Raw genomic sequence first — 20831 nt, forward strand, 5'->3', positions numbered from 1 at the left:
AAGCGCGCGTCCGCCCAAGCGCAATGCAGGGGGTGAACATGACTGCAAAATGTTTAACGTTTGTGTTGATTAGCGCACTGGTGATTTCACTCCAATCCGAAGCCCAACAGGACCTCCAGGCAATAAAGGCAAGAGCTGAACAAGGCGACGCATTGGCTCAGGCCAGGCTTGGCATGGCATATGTCGAAGGCGACGAGTTTCCCCAAGACTACGCTGAGGCATCGAGGTGGTTCCGCCGTGCCGCTGACCAAGGGTTGGCGCTCGGCCAGTTCGGTGTGGGCTTAATGTATGAGGAAGGAAAAGGTGTGCCAGAGAACCATGCCGAGGCGTTGAAATGGTACCGGTTGGCCGCGGCACAAGGTGAGCCGCTCTCCCAATGTAAGATTGGAATCGCCTATTCCAAAGGTAAAGACGTTCCCAAAGACTATGTCGAGGCATTAAAGTGGTACCGGATGGCCGTCGAAAAAGGGAACGCGAGTGCTCAGTATTATCTTGGCCGGGCCTATTCCAAAGGCGAGGGCGTGCAACAGGACGAAGCGGAAGCATTGACCTGGTATCGCAAGGCTGCGCAGCAGGGGCATTCCGATGCTCAATATTGGGTAGGCATCGCTTATGACTACGGGAAGGGCATTGAAGAGGACCGCGACCAGGCGTTTAAGTGGTACCGCATGGCGGCCAATCAGGGGGATCCGGACGGTCTATTCAAGCTTGGCGTCGCGTACGATACTGGCAGAGCCGTCCCTCAGGACAAAGGCGAGGCAATAAAATGGTACCGCAAGGCCGCCGAAAAAGGGCATGCAAAGTCGCAGTTTAAGCTTGGCTTAATCTATTCCAAAGGCGAAGGTGTTCCCAAAGACGCAGCTCAGGCTGCGCGATGGTATCTCAAAGCTGCCGACCAGGGGCATGAAAGTGCCCAGTACAATCTCGGCCATCTGTATTTCGGCGGTCGTGGTGTTTCCAAGGATTACGCCGAGGCTGTGAAGTGGTGGCGCAAGGCCGCGGAACAAGGGAACGCGAACGCTCAAATCGCGCTTGGCGCGTGTTACGGCCAAGGTAAAGGTGTGCCGGAAGATCAGGTCGAATCGGTAAAGTGGTATCGCAAGGCCGCCGAAATGGGACATGCGGTCGCTCAGAATAGTCTTGGCGTGGCGTACGATGAGGGTAAAGGCGTGCCTCTCGATCCCGCCGAGGCCGTGAAGTGGTATCGCAAGGCTGCGGAGCAAGAATATAAGCGCGCTCAACATAACTTAGGCACCAATTATTATTACGGTGAAGGCGTACCTAAGAACGGGTCCGAAGCAGTAAAGTGGTGGCGCAAGGCCGCCGATCAAGGGCACGCAGGCGCGATGAATAGTCTGGGCGCGGTCTATCGGCTGGGCAAAATCGTGCCGGAAGATCAGGCCGAATCCGTGAAGTGGTATCGCAAGGCCGCAGAAATGGGAGATGCCGACTCACAGAACAGTCTCGGCCTGGCTTATGACAAAGGTAGAGGCGTACCGCTCGATCATGCAGAGTGCGTAAAGTGGTATCGCAAGGCTGCCGAACAAGGGAATGCACGCGGTCAGTATAATCTGGCATCCAAATACGTTTCAGGCGAAGGAGTGACAAAGGACTTTGTTCTCGCTTACATGTGGTACAGCCTCGCCATCGACCAGAAGCATCAAGTGGCGCGAAAATACAGAGATAGAATTGCTGCCGAGATGACTCCTGAGCAGATAGCCGAAGCTGAAAAACTCACCCGCGAGTGGAAACCAAGTATGCAGGCGGAAGATCGCCATCCAAACTATAAATCCGTGGCCAGTGCCGAATGATTTAATTCGTATTCAATTGGGATGGGCAATGAAGTACCTGTTGCGGACGTTCAACAATTTGGTGTGCATAATAACGATTCTTTTACCACTACTTTCATCCTGCGCTTCGCACAAAACCGGCCCTTCAATAGCGTCTGATTCTTTGAGCAAATTACCGGATCCGCTCCGATTCAACGGCGGAAAGCGCGTGAAGGCGGCGGAGTCGTGGACCACGCGCCGTAGTCAGATCGTCGACATGGTGACGCGAATCGAGTACGGGCGCATGCCGCCCTCGCCGGGAAACGTCGCTGTCGATTCGGAATCGCCCCCGGAGACTGTGAATGGCGGCATTACAACGCACCGGCAAGTCACGTTGTCCTTTGGGCCGAAACAGTCGCTGCGAATGAACGTGGATTTGTACTTGCCGCGGGACGCAACCAGACCATTGCCGACGGTACTGCGCGTCGGACTCGACGCCGGACCCAGCCGTCAGATCAACGAACGGGGCTACGCGTACGCGTGTTACGACCAGCACGCGCTCGATCCCGATCCCGGAGACGGCAAGGACGTTGTTGGCCCGGCCCAGGCGGCCTATCCCGGCTACGATTGGGGCAGTATTGCCGTGTGGGCGTGGGGCGCCTCGCGCGCACTGGACTACCTTGTGACCGAACCCGGCGTAAACAAAGACCAAGTGATCGTGACGGGCCACTCGCGCGGCGGGAAGACCGCCCTGCTGGCCGGCGCGCTGGACGAACGCTTTGCGATGGTTGTGCCGAACGGTTCAGGCTGCGGCGGCGCGGGGTGCTATCGCATCCAAGGGCCCAACAGCGAAACGCTGAAACTCATCACGTCGCCGAAACGCTTCAAAAGTTGGTTTCAGGATGACTTTGGTCAATTCGCCGATGAAGAAGACCGCCTTCCATTCGATCAGCATTTTGTGAAGGCCCTGGTGGCGCCGCGGCTGCTGTTGAGTACAGACGCCCTCGGCGATCTGTGGGCCAATCCGCTGGGCACGCAGGCGACGTTTCTGGCGGCGCAACCCGTCTTCGATTTACTCGCCGCGGGGGATCACAACGCGCTGCACTTTCGGGAAGGAGACCACGATCAGCTTCCCGCGGACTACGCGGCGCTGCTCGATTTCGCCGACCTCCACTTTCGCGGCAAGCCCGGCGCAACGACGTTCAACGCGCTTCCGTTCCCTATGCGCGGCGCACGCGCAAAGTAAGGCGTTACTCCGGTTTCGGCGCGGGCGGCGGTGGCGTTTCACCTTCCCGCGCGGGTGGGCCGGGCCGCCGCTCCTTCATGTACTGACGCACCATCGGCCTATCCATCATAGGGCCATGCGGGCCGCCTTCGCGGTTCCACTGCTGGAACTTCTCGCGAATGACGTCCTCGCCCATTTCCTTGGCGCGCGACATCATCTTCCGCATCTGCCCCTCGAACTCCTGCAGCGTGATGTAGAGTGTCGCCTTCTGCTTTGCGGTAAAACCGGACGAAATCTTGTCGAACGCGTCCTTCTTCGCCTGTAGACGTTTATCGTCGATGGAAATCAGCGCCTGCAGTTGCGCGTTAATCTCGTCGTCCGTCGCGCCTTCCTTCGCCGTGACCTCGCGCAACGCATTCATCGTCTTGTCGCGCTCGTCGTACAGCTTCGACAAGGAATCCCGCATTTCCTGCATGTGTTTGACCATTATTACGGTCTGTTCGTCGGTGAGTTCGAGGCTGCGCGATACGCGCACCATCATGATCGTGCTCACCATGTCGCGCAGGTCTTCGTCCGGAAATCCACCCGGATGACCGCCACGCGGCGGGGCGGACTGCTCCGCCTTTTTGGCGGGGTCACCCGCTTGCGGTTCGGCGAATGCGGGCAGCGCAAGCACCGCCACCAGCATGGCTAATACTGCTTTCGTTCTCATAGCAATTCGTTGCCCCCTTCAATCGAGTCGGCCAGCATCGCACGAAGGGCTTCCGCCTCCGTCTCGCTCAGCGAATCCAGCGACGCGAACACGTCCGCATCGTCATCGTATCCATTCTCGCCGATCAACGCGGCGACCTTTACAACCACTTCGGTATAGTCCGCGCCAAATGCCGGGTCCGCCACCAACGCGATCCCAATGTCGGCGGTTTCGGTCGACACGTCGCCGCCAATCGGTTCCGTGATCAGCGCCCCAAAATCCTCCGCCAGCACCTGGTCCGGCTGGTTGCGCAAATGCAGCACCTGCGCGACAAGCGGATCGCGCTCGGTCGGCGCGGTGATTCCCTTGTCCGGCCAGAACGGCCACACCGCAATCGCAATCATCGCGGCGGCGGTAACGGCGCCAAGAATCGTCGGAATGACGCGGCGCCACGCGGGCGTGGCGAGTTCTGCCTCCCGCACGTCGCGCACGTGCGCCATGACGCGCGTCACAAACGCGGGATGCACGTCCGGCGCGGGCAACGCCTTCATTCCCACCGACAGCCGCGATAGCTCGGCGTACAGGCGCGCGGCGTTCGCGTCTTCTTTGATCAGACACTCGACGTCTCCACGCGCCTCCGACTCGCCGTCGATGTACGCGGAGATTGTCTCGTACAACTTCTGTTTCTCTTTCTCGTTCATAGCAGTTCGCCGCCTAGTTCGATGATGCGAAGCCGCAACTGTTCGCGCGCGCGGGCAATCCGGCTCTTCACCGTGCCCGCCGGGCAGTTGATGACCTCGCCAATCGTTTCGTAATCCATGCCCTGAATCTCGCGCAACACCAACACTTCACGGTGCTCCGCGGAAATCTGGTCGAGGGCCTTTTCAATTGTCCGCTCGATCTCGCCGAGCCGGGCCGTCTCGTCGGGCCGCGCCGCGTCATCGACGATGTGCTGCTCCGTTTCGTCGTCCCGCGTCAGCGACACCGTGTTGCCGCGGCCGCGTCGCGACGAATCCCGTAAGAAGTTCAATGTCAGGTTGCGCGCGATACCAAAGAGCACGGTCGAAAACTTCGCATCCGGCCGGAGCCGGTCAAGGTAGCGATAGACCCGAATGAAACTGTCTTGCGCAACGTCCTGCGCATCCTCGACGGAACCGATCATGCGCGCGCAAAAGTGGATCACGGGCGCTTCATAACGGCGAACCAGCGCCGCAAAGGCGTCCATGTCCCCATCGCGCGCCCGCGCGACGAGATCCCAATCGGAGACGTCGCTCATGCGCGCCGGTACCTCAAGCACATCGGATATAACACGAAGCGGGCGGGGATGTTCCGCGGGTAGTAGGACAGAAAGGCTGTCCCACTGGATGGTGTATATATCATAACATATTGAATTCGCTGACTTTACAACGCACGAGAGATGCCGTGTACCGGTCGCCATCCAAGTGGCTCAACGTCACAAGAAACGGCGGTTCATGCGGCACGGCCAATTCCTCCGGATGTTCGGTTGTACACCGGAAACGCGCACGGGGTTACGCTTACGCACCCTTGACTTTCGCCGCGGCCACGGCCTGCCGCGCCCGCGTGGCTGCCGCCTTCAACGCGCTCGCGAGGTCCGCGGCGTCCCTGATCAGCGGGTCCAGCTTCGCGCCAAAGGTCGGGTCCGACGCGTGCACCAGCCGCAACCAATACGTCGCCTGACGCACCGCCTGCCGAGCCGACGCGTAACTCGAAAGCTGCCCCGACGCCGACGAGTGCGCATCGAGCACGTGCGCCCCCACATGCGTCCCATGCTCCGCCAACGCGTTCACGACCGGGTCCGGCAACTTGCCCTTCAAGAACTGCGCCAAACCCAACATCCCCACGCCAAACCCAAACGACTTCGATTCCAACTCCGCCGCTTCCGTCTCCCGGCTCGACTGCACCCGTGTCGTTCGCATGCTACCGCCCTTCACCCTTGCCTCGTGGCAATCAATATAGCCGTGAGCGGGGCAAAGCACAACGCAGCGCGCACAACCATTCTGGACCTGCACCCGTCGAGCAATACGCTCCAAATCCAGGCCCAGGGTGTTGCACTTCCCCGCGCCGCGAATTAAGCCAAATTGGGTTGACCGAACATTATCTATTGGCAGTAATCGCGAGTGCAGCTTGATTTCTCGCTACCATATTTCGAATTCGCAAACGTGAGGCGGCGTGATGCGACGGTGGGAAAGAAGGCTGAAAACAACACAGGACGCGATTTCGGATTCGAGTAAGCGCACGCCCCGGCTGACCAGAATCACTCCATCGAAACGGTGCCGCCACTTTTCCTGCTCCACTCTTCTTCCAGGCGCGGGCGCGCCTTCCACCGGCGGTGGAGCCAGAGCCATTGCTCGGGGTGCGCGCGGACCTGTTCCTCGATAAGGTCCTGGCAGCGTTGTGTGATGGCGACGAGGTCGGCACGGAAGTCGCCGGTGCGTTCGAGCGCAACCGGCGATGAAAAGCGGAGCGTGTAATGACCCCTTGCGTCGCGCGTCATGGTGACGACGACCATCGGCATTTTCTGGCGCAACGCGACCATCGCGGGGGCGGCCGTTGCCCAGCAGGGCCGCCCGAAAAACGTGACGGGCACGGCGCTCTCGCGCGGGCTTTGATCGGCGAGCACGCCGACCACCCAACCGTCTTTGAGCAGCTTCAGCATTTGCTGGCCGCCGCCGGTCTTGTCGATCGTGCGCACGCCGCGGCTCGTGCGAATGCGATCGACGTAGGCGTTCAGTGCGGGCGCGTCGAGAGGGCGGACAACTTCCGCGACGTTAAAGCCAAGGTTTTTCAGCACTGACGCCATCCACTCCCAATTGCCGAGGTGCGCGGCGAGCATGAAGCCCGGGCGGTCGCGGTTAAGGTGTTCGGCGCCTTCAACGGTGACCCACCGCGCGATATTCTCCGGCGTCAGCCGAGGAATGTGCGCGAACTCCGCGGCGACGATGCCGACGTTCATCGCCGCGCCACAGGCAATCGCCCGGACCTCGCGTTCGGTCAGCGTATCGCCGTAAGCGTTGCGCAGATTCTCGAGCGCGACGCGGCGCACGCGCGGAACGAGCGCGTAGGCGAGAACGCCGACCGCTCGGCCAACGAAACGGCAAACCGGAAGCGGCAACAGCGCCATTACGCGGCAAAACGCGATGGAAGCGTACGCGGCGATACTCTGAACGAATACGTTGCGGCGGCGCCCCATCGGCTACGATTCGAGCGCGATGGTTTCGCCGATGGAAGGGATGAATTTCTTGTACACCGCGCTGGTGTTCTGGCTCATCCACGCCGTGGCGTCAGGATCGCCGTGAACGAAGACGATATTCCTCGGTGCGATGTGGTCGATGAGTTTGCAGAGATCTTCCCGCGTTGCGTGGGCGCTGAAGTTGAACGCCTGCCGGTTCTCCAGGCGGACCTTGATCGGCGGACCGTCGAGTTCGAACGGTAGCGCCTCGCCGATCTGCGCGCGCAACAGTTTGTAGCCGAGCGTATCGGGATCGAGATAGCCGACAAAGAAGATGCCGTGGCGCGGGTCACGCACCATCTCCATAGCGATCAGCGCGGAAGGCGTGTTCTCGACCATCATCCCCGAAGTCGCGACGATGATGCAGGGCTTGCGCAGCAGGTCGCGCCGGATAGCACCGTCCCACACGTCGCCAATGCGGTTGAACTCCGCGAGCGGACGCAGCTTCGACTCCGGACGAAGGAAGTCGGTGAACTTGTTGTAAATCTCGTAGATCGCGCGGCCGAGTCCGGACGCGTAGACGGGCACGTCGGGGATGCGGTCGTTCGCCTGCATGCGGCTGATGACGTTGAGCAACTCCTGTGTGCGGCCGAGCGCGAACGACGGCACCAGCACGCAGCCGCCCTTGTTCAACACTTTCGCAACCTCGTCGGAGAATCGCTCCACTTCGCCCTCGAAGGTGATCGTGTGCCCGTTCTCGTGGGTGCCGCGCGTGCTCTCGATAATGAGCGTGTCGACGGCGACTTCCTTGTCGAGCAGCGTCAGCCCCGCCATGAGTTCCTGGTGCGTCATGCACACGTCGCCGCTGTACAGGAGCGTGTGGCCCTCGGTCCGCAGCAACACGCTGGCGCTGCCGAGCACGTGGCCGCTGTGGTGAAAACTCGCGCGGAATGGGCTGTCCCACGTCGGCGAGAATTCACGTTCGTAATGCAACCCGTGGCACCGGCGCAGCGCGCCGTCCACGTCGCTGTGCGTGTACAGCGGGTAATCCTTGATGCCGCGCTCGATCGCCAGCGTGCCCATCACGGACACGCTGTTGTGCAACATGCGGTCCATAATATTGACGGTCGGGTGCGTCGCGTAGCAGGCTGCCGCGGGGAATTCGCGCATTGCGAACGGCACCGCCCCACAGTGGTCGATGTGCCCGTGCGATACCAGGACGGCCTCGGGCGCCTGGACGAGGAGATCGAATTCGGGTAGGGCTACTCTCCCCTCTTTTTTGGGGTGTAAACCGCAGTCGAGGAGGATGTCGTGGCCATCGGCGCCAATCACGTAGGAGTTGGCCCCAATTTCCGCGCCCCCTCCTATGGCCCTAAAAGTGATGGTGCTCAAGACGCTCTCCGAATCGAGATATTCTAGGAAAGGCAGGAAATTTTGTCAAAGGCAGCGGCAGGCGCAGGCCAGTGGGCCTTTTGCGGGCCGAGCGTTCGAACGCGCGTGAAGCGCTGGCGCTTATCGGCGACGATCACTCGCCGCGGAGAAAGTAAGCGAGGGCGATTCCTCCGCTATTCGCGATCTTCGTCTTCTTCATGCTCCTCGCCGGCTTCGTACCCGGCGGCCTGCCCTTGCTGCGCACCCGGACCAAGCATCGCGTGTGCGCCGTACGTGTGGACCAACACGCCGCCCTGGTGCGCCGTATTAACCAGAAATACGACTGCGACCAGGTAGAGCAGAAGGAACGCGGAATTCAGCGTGATTGAAGGGACAGGATTGAGGAGTTTCTTGAAAACGGAAGGCGCGGCAACGATGAGTGCGTAAACGATGGTAACCCCAATCAGCATCGTCCGCGTCGTTTCAGCAAGTTCTTCGTGTCGTTCCAACACGGGTTCGGCGCCCGGTACCCGCTCGGCGAGTTCCGCCCCGGCTTCGCCCGACAACACGGCTAGGACAGCGCCAATGGTTCCGGCAATCATCAGCGCCAAAGCGCAAGCTGCCAGCACGCGCGCATGTCTCCGCAGGATCACAGCAAACACAACGAATACCGGCGCGATGAGCACCATGACAATCGGAAAGTGCACGATGAGCGGGTGGATACCGTTCCAGTTGGGCAAGAATGAAAACATGTCCGATCCTCCGCTTAGGTTTGCCTCCAGCAACGTTAGGTTTGTCTGGCTAGGCCGCTTGGGGGAGGAGCGGTCACGCAATTCATTATAGCCTGTTTCGTCTGTTCTGCGATGATCGATTCGTTCGCACGATAACGCCCAATCCATCTCCGCATTCGGGCATGCTGATAACTGCGAACGGGGCGCGCGTCGCCCAAGGCCGTCATGCAAATGTTGCAGAATTCGACACCTTTTGCGGAGCATATGTAAGTGAAATCGACTTCAATTCGTCTATGACACCAGCGTAGCCCGATTGCTGGTCTAACGTACATGTCTTCGGCAACGCGTCAAGTCCGAGAGTCTTAGAATCGCCTGGCAGGGCCCGGCCAGATAAAAGGTATTACATCGCATGTCTCCTCGTCGTCGAATCGCAATTGCACTTACGTTTGGAATCGTTACACACACAGTGTTCGCCGTCTCTGTCGTTGTGATGGTGGACGCATTATACAACGGCTTGCGGATTGGATTGGGCCCGTTTCACGGATGGTTGGCCTTGCTGACAAACGTATTGTTGATCCTGCAGTTCCCGATTCTTCACTCGTTCTTCTTGTCGAAGAACGGGCGGCTAATCCTGGCAAAAATCGTTCCGGGCGGACTCGGCGCGGACCTCGCGACGACAACATTCGCATTTATAGGCGCGCTCCAGTTGCTGGCTGCCTTTGGGCTTTGGTCGCCGAGCGGCGTGACGATTTTCGAGGCGAAGGGTTCGTGGTACTGGTGCATGTTGGCGCTCTATCTCGGTAGTTGGCTGTTCCTCATCAAAGCCCTGACTGACGCTGGACTGGGTCTGCAAACCGGATATATGGGATGGAGTTCCGTTGTGCGCGGCAGGAAACCGCAACACAACGGATTCCCGACGCACGGCCTGTTCCGCGTGTGCCGGCACCCGGTATACCTCGGCTTCGCGCTGGTCATGTGGACTGCTCCGGTGCTGACGTTGGACGGATTAGCGCTCGCGGCGGGCTGGACCTTGTACTGCCTCATAGGGCCGAAGCTGAAGGAAGCTCGTTACCGCGGGTGGTACGGCGACCGGTACGCCGAGTACTGCGCAACGGTCCCCTATTTCCTGCCTCGCATCCCCCGCGCACGGTAACGTCCCATCGCGAGCGCGGTTATGGCACGGCCGGGACTGAACGCCGCCCCGTGATTTATGATAGTCTGCGTGCGCATCGGTGCAAGGTGCGGGCCCCCGGAGACGCGGCTGCATGGCTATTCTCGACAACGCGCTGCTGGAAGAAAAACGCAGGACGGAAGCGGCGCTTGCGTATCGCCTGGCGTTCGAGCAACTCGTAACGCGCCTGTCGACGCGGTTTATCCAGTCGTCGGCGCGCGAGTTGGATGAGGCGATCACGTGGGCGTTGCGCCAGTTGGGCGAATTCACGCACGTGGACCGCTGCGTTGTATTCCAGATGCTCGGCGACTCCACGAACGTCCACTTTACGCACGAGTGGTGTGCGCCCGATTTCAACTCCACGCAATACCGGTACGCGACGGTGCCCATGGACACGTTCCCGTGGGCCTACGAGATGTACCGCAAGTTTCAGGTCGTCTACGTTTCGGACGTTGACGAACTGCCGGCGGAAGCCTGGCGCGAACAAGAGATGTGGCGCGCGGCGTCGGTACAGTCGGTCCTTGCCGTGCCGTTGTCGATCGGCAAGGAACTGCAGGGCGTTATCGCGCTGACAACGGAGCGCGAGAAAAAACTGTGGATGGAAGAGGACATCCGCCTGCTCGAAACGGCCGCGCAAATGGTCATGAACGCCATCAGCCGGCAAAAATCGGAAGCGGCGTTGCATCGGATGGAAGCGCAATTTCGCACGCTGGCGGACCAGTTGCCGGCGGCGATCGCAATACTGAACTCGGGCCGGTTTGTGTACGTGAACGAAGCGTCCGAGCGGCTGTCGGGTTACTCGCGCAACGAAATCACGGCCCTCGATTTGTCGGCATTCCTGCACCCGGAAGACCGCGAAGTCGGCCTGCAAATTCTCGATTCCGTATCGCCGGACGAACTCGCGCGCGGGGCCGAAGCGCGGTTCATCGATCGCACCGGAGAAGAACGCTGGGTCGAAGTGCAGGCGCGGCGCATCGAGTTCGGCGGGAAGGATTCCTTTCTGGTCGCGGCAATCGACACCACCGAGCGCCACAAGGCCGCGGAAGCGTTGCGGCGCAGCGAGGAACACCTCCGCAGCGTGTTGCAGAATATGCCGGTCATGATGAGCGCGTTCGACGAACGCGGCAATATTATCGTGTGGAACCGCGAGGCCGAGCGCGTCACCGGATACGCCTCGCCCGAACTCGTCGGTAATCCGCACGCGATGGGAATTCTCTACCCCGATCCGTCGTACCGCGCGCGGGTCGTGGTCGAATGGGCCGAGCGCGGCGCGGACTACCGCGATCAGGAATGGAACATCGCCTGCAAGGACGGCACCGTGCGCACCGTGTCGTGGTTCAACATTTCCGCGACATTTCCAATTCCGGGCTGGGCGTCGTGGGGAATCGGCGTCGACGTGACGGACCGCCGCAAGCTCGAGCGGCAGGTGCTCGAGATCAGCGCGCGCGAACAGATGCGGATCGGACAAGACCTGCACGATCGGCTCGGGCAGCATCTGACCGGCATCGGCTTCAAAAGCCAGGTGCTTGCGGAGGACCTCCAGGCGAAACACGTGGCCGAGGCGACGACGGCGTCGACCATCGTCGAAATGGTTTCGGATGCCATCAACCAAACGCGCGGGCTGGCGCGCGGGCTGTATCCCGTCCATCTCGAAGCGGACGGATTGATGACCGCCCTGCACGAGTTGGCGGCGCAAACGCAGTCCCTGTTCAACATTCGGTGCAAGTTCGTGTGCGAGGAACCGATCCTGATCTACGATGTGTCCGTGGCGACCCACCTGTACCGCATTGCCCAGGAAGCGCTAAACAACGCGGTGCGGCACGGAAAGCCAAAAGCGATCGAGATTGTCCTGCACGGCGACGGCGACGACGTCGAACTGCGCATCGCCGACGACGGGACAGGCATCGATCTGGTGTCGAATGGCAATCAGGGTCTCGGCCTGAACATAATGCAGTACCGCGCGCGAATGATCGATGGCACGCTGCGCATTCAGCGCGGCGATCGCGGCGGGACGATAGTCACCTGTTCGCTGACCGTACCTGCGCCGGGCGAGTTCGTGGAGAGCGTATAGTGGAACGCACGTACAAAGTGTTGCTGATCGACGATCATCCGATCGTGCGCCAGGGTCTTGCCGAATTGATCAACCGCGAGAGTGACATGACCGTGTGCGGCCAGGCGGAGTCCGGCGCGACGGCGCTCGAATTGACGGAAAAATCCCAGCCGGACCTGGCGCTCGTGGACATATCGCTCGACGACATGAACGGACTGGTGCTGGTGAAAGGACTGAAATCGCGCCAGCGGAACCTGCGCGTCCTGATTCTGTCGATGCACGACGAGGCGCTGTACGCGGAGCGCGCGCTCCGGGCGGGGGCACACGGCTACATCATGAAGCGCGAAGCGCCTACGAAAGTTATCACCGGCATCCGGCGCGTGCTCGCCGGCGACGTTTACCTCAGCGACGAGATTTCCGCGCGAATCATGCGCAAGTTTGCGAGCGGCGCCGACGGCGCGGACGAGTCGCCCGTCGCGCGGCTCAGCGATCGGGAACTCGAGGTGTATAACCACATCGGCCAGGGCCTGAAGACCAGCCAAATCGCGTCGAAACTCAACCTGAGTGTGAAAACGATCGAAACGTATCGCGAGCACATCAAGGAAAAACTCGGCCTGAACGACGCCACCGAACTCGTGCAAAGCGCGATCAAGTGGGTCCACGGCGAGGGCAGCTAAAGCATTTCAAGTTCGAGCACACCGTCTGTTTCGTGCTCCTGCTCGTGAGTCGTCATCGTACTCGCACTCGATCCTCGATAAGATCGAGTACGATGACGAGCAGGAGCACGAGCACGCGGTGCAGCCTATCTTGAAACGCTCTGGCGGGCGACAATGGCGGTGTTCGGTCCTTGCCGCCGCAGTCCACTCGATACGGGCCGCATACTCGACCGAACGTCCCGCCGCCGCGTGAGTTCCCGTAGATGTTCCAGATTTCAATTCGACGGTTTATTTTCTGCACTGCGCCCTTCCTTCATGCAGGTAAATCCAACGTTCCGCCTGCTGCGCGAGCGCGTCGTCGTGCGTGACAATCACAAGCGTCATTCGCTCGGAATCGTTCAGCTTCCACAGCAACTCGGTAATCCCGGAGCCGGTCCGCTCGTCAAGGTTTCCGGTTGGCTCGTCCGCCATAACGACGCTGGGCTTGTTGAACAGCGCGCGCGCGATCGCCACGCGCTGTTGCTCGCCGCCGCTCAGCATACCGGGCTTGTGCGTCATGCGCTCCGCGAGCCCCACCTTCTCCAACAACTCCTCCGCGCGCGCGCGGCACGACGACCGGCTCGCCCCCATGCAGATCGATGGCATCATCACATTCTCGATCGCCGTGAATTCGGGCAGAAGGTGGTAGAACTGGAATACGAACCCGACCTGCTCGTTGCGAATGCGGTTGATCGTGGCGCGATTTGTCTTCGAGTACGCAACGCCGCGGAAATACACGTCGCCCGCGGTCGGCCGGTCGAGCGTGCCCATGATGTGCAGCAACGTGCTCTTGCCCACGCCCGAAGGCCCACTGATTGCCAGGCTCTCGCCCTCGCGAACCGTCAAATCGATGCCGCGCAGGATGCGCAACTCGCGCGTCCCGTCGTGGTAGGTCTTCTCGACGCCCCTGCATTCGAGCACAATTCCCGCGTCACTCATAGCGCAACGCATCCACCGGGTCGAGCCGCGACGCGCTCCACGCAGGGTACAACGTGGAGATAAACGTCAGGATCACGGCCGACACGGTTATCGCTACGATGTCCGTGGGATGAATAGACACCGGGATATGATCGAAGTGGTAAATGACGCTGTTGAACAGGTCAACCCCAAGCATCCAGGCAATCCACTCCGCGATGGGATTGATGTAATGGGCAAAGATGGTGCCGCCAACCACGCCGAGCATTGTTCCACTCAAACCGATATACAACCCTTCGAGCGTGAACAACGTGACTATGGCCTGCGTGCTGACTCCAAGTGTCCGGAGAATCCCGATATCGCGTTTCTTTTCCATCACCACCATGATTAGCGTGCTCGTGATGTTGAACGCGGCGACCAGCACGATGAACATCAAAATAATGAACATCGCAACTTTTTCCTGTTGCAGCGCCTCGAAGAAATACTGCTGGCTTTCGTACCACGTCATCGCATGGTACCCCAATTCTTCATTAATCTTTTTCGCGATTTCCCCCGCCTTCATCGGGTCCTGAAGCATGCAGTGGATGCCGTCCACACCCTTCTGCCCCTTAAGCTGAGCCGCCGTCTCCAGCGTTACAAACGAATACAGCGAATCGATATCCTGCATCTGCGCTTCCGAAATGCCGCTCACGGTGAGCCACTTCTGCTGGATCGGTTTGGTTGACAGAGGGCTTGGGCTGTCCTTCGGCGTGATGACGGCAACTTCATCGCCGGTAAACGCGCCCATGTTGTCGGCAAGAATATAGCCAAGGACAATTTCGCCTTTGCGCGGCAATTCGCCGCCCCCGAATGTGCGCCCCCGTTCGTTGGTGAGGTTTTCTTTGAGGTCGGTCACGTCGCGCCCGGCGTCCACTCCAACGACAAACGCCGCGGCGTATTCCTGCCCGCTGACACCGCCGCGCCGCAGCACCGCCTTCACCACGGTGAACGGCGATGCGGCGGTGATCTCCGGGATGGAGTTCTGCAAATCCGCAATGACCGTGTCCGGGTTCTCGATCGGATCGTTGAATTTGTCGAACACTTGCAGGTGGGCATTGTTGCCCATGATCGCCGCGGTGAGTTCCTCGTCAAAACCGGTCATGACCCCCATGACCACGATGAGCGCCATCACGCCGACGCTGACACCCGCGACCGAAATAATTGTAATCAAGCCGACAAACCGGCTCTTGCGCTTCCCACGCAAGTATCGTAGCGCTACGAATGCCTCGAACTTCATTGGCAACCGCGTCCGCAGATTACGCCGATGAATACAGATGCTAAGAAATGCATCTTCATGCCGTACTTTCTCGATTTGAAACTGCGTTCATCTGCGCAATCTGCGGACTATTCTGTCGGCCTTAGTTGCGGGAATAGTATCACGTCGCGTATGGAACCGGAGTTGGTCAGCAGCATCGCCAATCTGTCGATCCCGATGCCCAATCCAGCCGTCGGCGGCATGCCGATTTCCAGCGCCGTGATGAAATCCTCGTCCAGATGTTGCGCCTCCTCGTCCCCGCGCTCGCGCTCCTTCGCCTGTTGCAGGAACCGATCTCGCTGATCGATCGGGTCGTTCAATTCCGAAAATGCGTTGCACAGTTCGAGCGTCCCGATGAACGCTTGAAAGCGCTCCGTAATTGCCGGATTGTCGCGGTGCTTCTTGGCAAGCGGCGAAATCTCGACGGGGTAGTCATACAGGAACGTCGGCTGGACCAGCTTCGGTTTCACGCACGCGCTCATCACTTCGTCCACAATCTTGCCATATCCCATCGTGTTATCGACCTTCACGCCCGCGCTCTTCGCCAGTTTCGCGGCTTCTTCGCGATCGCGCGTGGCCGCGAGATCAATGCCCGCATATTCCTTGATTGCGTCGAACAGGCGCAGCCGCTTCCATGGCCGTGTCGCGTTGATGGTTGTCCCTTGGTAGTCGAACTCCGGTCCGCCGTTCACCCCATTAATGACGGCGCAGAATAGCTCCTCCGTCTCGTCCATCAATCCCAGGTAATCCTGGTAGGCCTCGTAAAGTTCCATCATCGTGAACTCGGGGTTGTGCCGCGTATCGACCCCTTCGTTACGAAAGTTGCGGTTGATCTCGAACACGCGCTCGAATCCCCCCACGATGAGCCGCTTCAGGTACAGCTCCGGCGCAATGCGCAGGTAGAGGTCGCAGTCGTACGTGTTGTGATGCGTGATGAACGGGCGCGCGCTCGCCCCGCCGGGGATCGGGTGCAGCATTGGTGTCTCGACTTCGAGGAACCCGCGCGCGGTCAGCCACGTCCGCATCGTGTCGATCAACTTGATCCGCTTGCGAAACGTGTCCAACACCTCCGGGTTCGCCACGAGATCGAGATACCGCTGCCGGTACCGCGTCTCGACGTCCGTCAGCCCGTGGTACTTTTCGGGTAATGCCCGGAGCGATTTCGTCAGCAGCGTGTACGAATCCGCGAAAATGGTGATCTCGCCCGTGCGCGTGCGGTGCACGACGCCGTTCACGCCGATGAAATCGCCCAGATCGAGATCGCTCAGCGCGGCAAACGCGCCTTCGCCAATCTTCTTCTGGTTGAAGTACACCTGCACCCGCGCGCGCTCGTCGCGGATGTCCGCAAACGCGCTCTTGCCGTGATCGCGAAAGGAGACCACGCGGCCCGCAAGCGCCGCGGGAATCTGGGCTGTGGCCTTGTCCTCCGCTGCGGACTCCTGTTCCTCGAACGCCGCGCGCGCCGATTCGATTGTCGCCGAGCGCCCGAATATGTACTTGAACGGTTCGTCGCCCCGCGCGCGGATGCGCTCCAGTTTGTCCATCCGATGCTGCTTGAGGTCCTCTTCGGTCGAGTGATGTTCGTCGGACATGGCGGTTAGTTGCGCCCCTTTCGCTGCAGGTTCCACTTCAGATAACTCGCAATAAACATATCGAGATCGCCGTCCAGTACGCGGTCTACGTTGCCCGTCTCGGTCTCGGTGCGATGGTCCTTAATCAACTGGTACGGATGCAGCACGTAGCTGCGAATCTGGCTGCCCCACGCCACATCCTGCTGGCCTTCGCGCAACGCAAGCCGCTCCGCTTCCTTCTTCTGCATCTCGATGTCGTACAACTTCGCTTTCAACATTTGCATGGCTGTCGCGCGGTTGCGGCTCTGCGACCGCTCGATCTGGCACGCAACCACGATTCCCGTGGGCGTGTGCGTGAGCCGTACCGCGGAACTCGTCTTGTTCACCTTCTGTCCGCCCGGCCCGCTCGATCGAAACACCTGCATGACAATGTCGTCTTCCTTGACCTCGATGTCGACATCGTCATCCACTTTCGGCACGACTTCTATCGCCGCGAACGACGTGTGCCGGCGCTTGTTTGCGTCAAACGGGGATATGCGCACCAGCCGGTGCACACCCGCCTCGGACTTCAGGTTGCCGTACGCAAAGGGGCCGTCGACAAAAATCGTCGCGCTCTTCAGCCCCGCTTCGTCGCCCTCCTGATAGTCGACTACTTCCACCGAGAACTCGTGGCGTTCGCAACAGCGCGTAATCATGCGATACAGCATCTCCGCCCAATCGCACGATTCGGTCCCGCCGGCCCCGGGGTGGATATTCACGATGGCGCTCTTGGAATCGCGCGGATCGGTGAAGAGACTCGTGATTTCGAGCCGCTCCAGTTTCTCCCCCAAGGTTTTCGCGAGCTCGCCCAATTCTTTCGCCATCGATTCGTCCGCCTCGCCCTGCGCGAGTTCGACGAGGACCGCTCCGTCCTCGATCTCCCGCTGCAATTCGTCCGGCGCGGCGATGAAACCCTTCAACACTTTCAGGCGTTGCATGATTTTCTGCGCGGCCTCGGGATCGTCCCAGAAGTTGGGCGCGGTCATCTCGCGTTCGATCGCGGCGATATCGGCTTTCGTCGCGTCGACATTGAGGCACTTACGCAACTCGGCAAGCCGGTCCGCAAATCCATTGAGTAAAATAGTCTCTTCTTCGTACATTGATCCGCTCTATGTGTTGGGGACTGTCACCGATTCAGTGGCCGTCCCCACAATCGTATTCGTTCCCTAATCCGAAAACAGCGCAATATAGTAAAGAAACGGCGACGCGAACAGGAAGCCGTCGCACCGATCGAGCACACCGCCGTGCCCCGGGAAAAAGTTCCCGGAATCCTTCAGTCCCGCATCGCGCTTCAACACGGACTCCGCAAGATCGCCGATTTGCGACGCGATCGACAGTACAACGCCCGCGTACAAGTACCGCCACACGTCCCACGCGGGAAAGTGCAGCACAGGATAATTCCGCGACACCCAGTACAGCGCGAGTGCGCCGAGTATCGACGCCGCAAACCCGCCAAACGCGCCTTCCCACGTCTTACCCGGGCTTGCCTTCGGCGCGAGCTTGTGCCGCCCGACGGCGCGGCCGACAAAGTATGCGCCGGAATCCGTCAGCGCGACCGTCGCGAACAGCAGCGTTACCAGCGCGGGCCCGCTCCGATCGAGACCGTGCAGCATGATCATGTGCGCGCCAAACCACCCTACGTACACGACTCCGAAAATCGTGCCGGCGAGGCCCGCGACCGCGTACTGTCCACGCACCACGTGTAGCGCCGCGACGAGCAGGCAGCCGCCGTAGAGCAGGAAGTTCGTGACCGTGGTATTTCCAAAGTGTCCGCTGACCGCAACGACCGTACCGGCGATCATGCCGCCGATCGTTTCCGGCGAAATCTGCCGTGCGCGCGCAATGGCAAACAGTTCGTAAAGCCCTACAAATACGAGCACGCTGACAAGGCCGGTGAACAACGGCCTCATTCCCGGCGTCCAAATCGCAAAAAGAAAAATCGCCAGCGCCGTAACGCCGGTTACAAGGCGCAACAGCACGCCACCGAACACTGCGTCACGCTGCGTCATTTCTTTGCGCGCCCGCCAAAACGCCGCTGCCGCGCCTGGTATTCGGCAATCGCCTCGTACAAATGCGGCTTGCGAAAGTCTGGCCACAACGTCGGCATCGCCACGATTTCCGCGTACGACAGTTGCCATAACATGAAATTGCTCAATCGCAATTCCCCGCTGGTCCGGATTAACAGATCCGGATCGGGAAACTGCGGCGTGTACAGATACTGGGCCACACGCGATTCGTCCACGTCCTCCGGTTTGATGCGGCCCGCCATCGCGTCACGCGCGATCCGCTTTGCCGCGTCCGCAATCTCCGCGCGCCCGCCGTAATTGATCGCAACATTCACGGTCATCGCCGTGTTATCTCGCGTCACGTCAATGCAGTGCTGCAAATCGCGGACCGCCCTTGCCGGCAGCCCTTCCATCCGGCCCATGATCGAGATGCGAATATTTTCCTTGTGTATCGCATCAAGTTCGATCGCGATGTACTTACTCAACAGCCGGAACAGCGCATCCACTTCCAGTTTCGAGCGCCGCCAGTTCTCCGTCGAGAACGCGTACAACGACAACACCTCGATGCGCTCCAGCTCGCGGCATGCCTCAATAATCGCGCGCACGCTCTTCGCGCCCGCTTCGTGCCCCGCCGCGCGCGACACGCCCTCGCGCTCCGCCCAGCGCCCGTTCCCGTCCATGATGACGGCAATGTGCCGAGGCAGTCGATCGCGATCGATTGGTGGCAGTGCGTGACTCATTATCCGGTGTGAACTCGCCCGCGTCCTCTGCGCCGCAATGTACATTCCCTTAAATCTCCCTTCAAAGAGAGACTTCCAGATTTCCGATAGCTCGTCGTGTGCGGTGTCTTAAGTCCCCCTTTGAAGGGGGATTTAGGGGGATGTAGTCCTTTATGCATGCAAATAAGACCTGCAATAAAGAGAAACCGCGGACCAGCGCATCGGGCGCCAATCCGCGGTGCCGAAATACCCTCGACAGCACCCGCGCGCCGGACGCCGGCGCCGGGCCGTCGTCACACTTCCATGATCTCGTCTTCTTTCTTCTTCAAGCTCGCGTCGATCTTCGCAATGAAATCGTCCGTACTTTTCTGAATGTCGTTTGTCAGCTTGTGCGCATCGTCCTCGGGAATCTTCCCGTCTTTTTGTTCATGCTTGATCTCGTCCACCACATGACGCCGGATATTGCGGATCGATATGCGCTGCTCTTCCGCCAGCTTGTGCACGTGCTTCACCAACTCTTTGCGCCGCTGTTCGGTCAACGCGGGGATCGGGATACGGATCGTCTTACCATCGTTGGACGGATTCAGTTCGAGCGTCGACGTCTTAATCGCCTTTTCGATCGCCCCCATCTGCGACTTGTCCCACGGCGTGATCGTCAGCAGCCGCGCTTCCGGCGCGGCGACCGTGCCCAGTTGGTTGACCTTCATCTTCTGGCCGTACACCTCGACTTCGAGCGCGTCCAGCATGCCGGTTGATGCGCGCCCGGTCCGAATGTGGACCAACTCGTGGTCCAGCGCCTCGACGGCCTTCGCCATCTTGGCGCGCGCATCCTTTACCAGGGGGTGTTGCTCCATGACGCTAGTCTCCTTTCACCAACGTCCCAATCCGCTCGCCGCACACGGCCTTCATAATACTGCCCTGCTGGTTCAAATTGAACACCAGAATTGGCAGCTTGTGTTCGCGGCACATCGAAATCGCCGTCGCGTCCATGACACGCAGGTTTTTCGCCAGCGCGGTCGTGTACGAAAGTTCGTCGTACTTCTTTGCGTTCGAGTTCTTCGCGGGGTCGACGTCATAGACTCCGTCCACTTTGGTCGCCTTGAACAGAATATCCGCGCCGATTTCGTTGGCGCGCAGCGCCGCCGCGGTGTCCGTCGTAAAGAAGGGGTTCCCGGTGCCTGCGCCGAAAATGACCACGCGGCCCTTTTCGAGGTGCCGAATCACACGCCGGCGAATGTATGGCTCGGCGACGGGCCGCATCTCGATCGCGGTAATGACGCGCGTCGCCGCACCCTTGTGTTCGAGCATGGCCTGAAGCGCCAGCGCGTTGATGACCGTCGCCAGCATGCCCATGTAATCGCCCGTGGGCTGGTCGAGGCCCGTCTCGAGCCCCT

20 protein-coding genes are annotated in these 20831 nt (G+C 60.1%); 5 read left to right on the plus strand and 15 right to left on the minus strand.

Going from position 1 to position 20831, the window contains the following annotated elements:
* Nucleotides 1–38: 38 nt before the first annotated feature.
* Together HUU46_22460 and HUU46_22465 are read left to right on the plus strand one after the other, a co-directional pair.
* The gene (locus HUU46_22460) at nucleotides 39–1811 is read left to right on the plus strand and encodes an SEL1-like repeat protein (protein ID NUM56410.1); all 1773 of its coding nucleotides are present in this window, start codon (nucleotides 39–41) and stop codon (nucleotides 1809–1811) included.
* Nucleotides 1812–1953: 142 nt separating this feature from the next.
* A complete protein-coding gene (locus HUU46_22465) occupies nucleotides 1954–3015 on the plus strand; it encodes a hypothetical protein (protein ID NUM56411.1) in 1062 nt (353 codons plus the stop codon).
* Between the two features lie 4 nt (nucleotides 3016–3019).
* Here the strand turns inward: HUU46_22465 and HUU46_22470 are convergent, their stop codons facing one another.
* The 7 genes from HUU46_22470 to HUU46_22500 form a co-directional block, all read right to left on the minus strand.
* Entirely contained in the window at nucleotides 3020–3706 is a 687-nt protein-coding gene (locus HUU46_22470; GenBank protein ID NUM56412.1) for a hypothetical protein, read from the minus strand.
* A complete protein-coding gene (locus HUU46_22475) occupies nucleotides 3703–4386 on the minus strand; it encodes a hypothetical protein (GenBank protein ID NUM56413.1) in 684 nt (227 codons plus the stop codon). The genes HUU46_22470 and HUU46_22475 overlap by 4 nt, the downstream gene beginning before the upstream one ends.
* Nucleotides 4383–4961: a sigma-70 family RNA polymerase sigma factor gene (locus HUU46_22480; GenBank protein ID NUM56414.1), complete on the minus strand. Its 579-nt coding sequence runs from the start codon at nucleotides 4959–4961 to the stop codon at nucleotides 4383–4385. Before HUU46_22480 ends, HUU46_22475 begins: the two co-directional genes overlap by 4 nt.
* A gap of 259 nt (nucleotides 4962–5220) precedes the next feature.
* Nucleotides 5221–5622 carry a hypothetical protein gene (locus HUU46_22485; GenBank protein ID NUM56415.1) on the minus strand — a complete coding sequence of 134 codons (402 nt, stop codon included), beginning with the start codon at nucleotides 5620–5622 and terminating at the stop codon, nucleotides 5221–5223.
* Nucleotides 5623–5960: 338 nt separating this feature from the next.
* A complete protein-coding gene (locus HUU46_22490; GenBank protein ID NUM56416.1) occupies nucleotides 5961–6896 on the minus strand; it encodes a lysophospholipid acyltransferase family protein in 936 nt (311 codons plus the stop codon).
* 3 nt (nucleotides 6897–6899) lie between these two features.
* A complete protein-coding gene (locus HUU46_22495) occupies nucleotides 6900–8267 on the minus strand; it encodes an MBL fold metallo-hydrolase (GenBank protein ID NUM56417.1) in 1368 nt (455 codons plus the stop codon).
* A 173-nt stretch (nucleotides 8268–8440) separates the two neighbouring features.
* Nucleotides 8441–8998: a hypothetical protein gene (locus HUU46_22500; protein ID NUM56418.1), complete on the minus strand. Its 558-nt coding sequence runs from the start codon at nucleotides 8996–8998 to the stop codon at nucleotides 8441–8443.
* A gap of 388 nt (nucleotides 8999–9386) precedes the next feature.
* Here HUU46_22500 and HUU46_22505 point away from each other — a divergent pair, with 388 nt between their 5' ends.
* From HUU46_22505 to HUU46_22515, 3 genes are all read left to right on the plus strand, one after another.
* Entirely contained in the window at nucleotides 9387–10130 is a 744-nt protein-coding gene (locus HUU46_22505; protein NUM56419.1) for a DUF1295 domain-containing protein, read from the plus strand.
* A 112-nt stretch (nucleotides 10131–10242) separates the two neighbouring features.
* Complete coding sequence (locus HUU46_22510) at nucleotides 10243–12219, plus strand: PAS domain S-box protein (GenBank protein NUM56420.1); 1977 nt, start codon at nucleotides 10243–10245, stop codon at nucleotides 12217–12219.
* On the plus strand, nucleotides 12219–12875 hold the full coding sequence (locus HUU46_22515; protein NUM56421.1) for a response regulator transcription factor: 657 nt from the start codon (nucleotides 12219–12221) through the stop codon (nucleotides 12873–12875). The genes HUU46_22510 and HUU46_22515 overlap by 1 nt, the downstream gene beginning before the upstream one ends.
* 267 nt (nucleotides 12876–13142) lie before the next feature.
* On the opposite strand, the gene HUU46_22520 is transcribed toward HUU46_22515, so the two are convergent.
* From HUU46_22520 to pyrH, 8 genes are all read right to left on the minus strand, one after another.
* Nucleotides 13143–13832, minus strand: a complete 690-nt coding sequence (locus HUU46_22520; protein NUM56422.1) for an ABC transporter ATP-binding protein — start codon at nucleotides 13830–13832, stop codon at nucleotides 13143–13145.
* Entirely contained in the window at nucleotides 13825–15084 is a 1260-nt protein-coding gene (locus HUU46_22525) for an ABC transporter permease (protein NUM56423.1), read from the minus strand. Before HUU46_22525 ends, HUU46_22520 begins: the two co-directional genes overlap by 8 nt.
* Nucleotides 15085–15191: 107 nt before the next feature.
* On the minus strand, nucleotides 15192–16694 hold the full coding sequence (gene lysS, locus HUU46_22530) for a lysine--tRNA ligase (GenBank protein ID NUM56424.1): 1503 nt from the start codon (nucleotides 16692–16694) through the stop codon (nucleotides 15192–15194).
* 5 nt (nucleotides 16695–16699) lie between these two features.
* Nucleotides 16700–17812, minus strand: a complete 1113-nt coding sequence (locus HUU46_22535) for a peptide chain release factor 2 (GenBank protein NUM56425.1) — start codon at nucleotides 17810–17812, stop codon at nucleotides 16700–16702.
* A 66-nt stretch (nucleotides 17813–17878) separates the two neighbouring features.
* Entirely contained in the window at nucleotides 17879–18721 is an 843-nt protein-coding gene (locus HUU46_22540; GenBank protein NUM56426.1) for a phosphatidate cytidylyltransferase, read from the minus strand.
* Nucleotides 18718–19458: an isoprenyl transferase gene (locus HUU46_22545; GenBank protein NUM56427.1), complete on the minus strand. Its 741-nt coding sequence runs from the start codon at nucleotides 19456–19458 to the stop codon at nucleotides 18718–18720. The genes HUU46_22540 and HUU46_22545 overlap by 4 nt, the downstream gene beginning before the upstream one ends.
* 272 nt (nucleotides 19459–19730) lie before the next feature.
* The gene (gene frr, locus HUU46_22550; GenBank protein ID NUM56428.1) at nucleotides 19731–20291 is read right to left on the minus strand and encodes a ribosome recycling factor; all 561 of its coding nucleotides are present in this window, start codon (nucleotides 20289–20291) and stop codon (nucleotides 19731–19733) included.
* A 4-nt stretch (nucleotides 20292–20295) separates the two neighbouring features.
* On the minus strand, nucleotides 20296–20831 hold a 536-nt coding region (gene pyrH / locus HUU46_22555), incomplete at its 5' end, for a UMP kinase (GenBank protein NUM56429.1).

The sequence above is a fragment of the Candidatus Hydrogenedentota bacterium genome, assembly GCA_013359265.1.
Lineage (GTDB): Bacteria > Hydrogenedentota > Hydrogenedentia > Hydrogenedentales > SLHB01 > JABWCD01.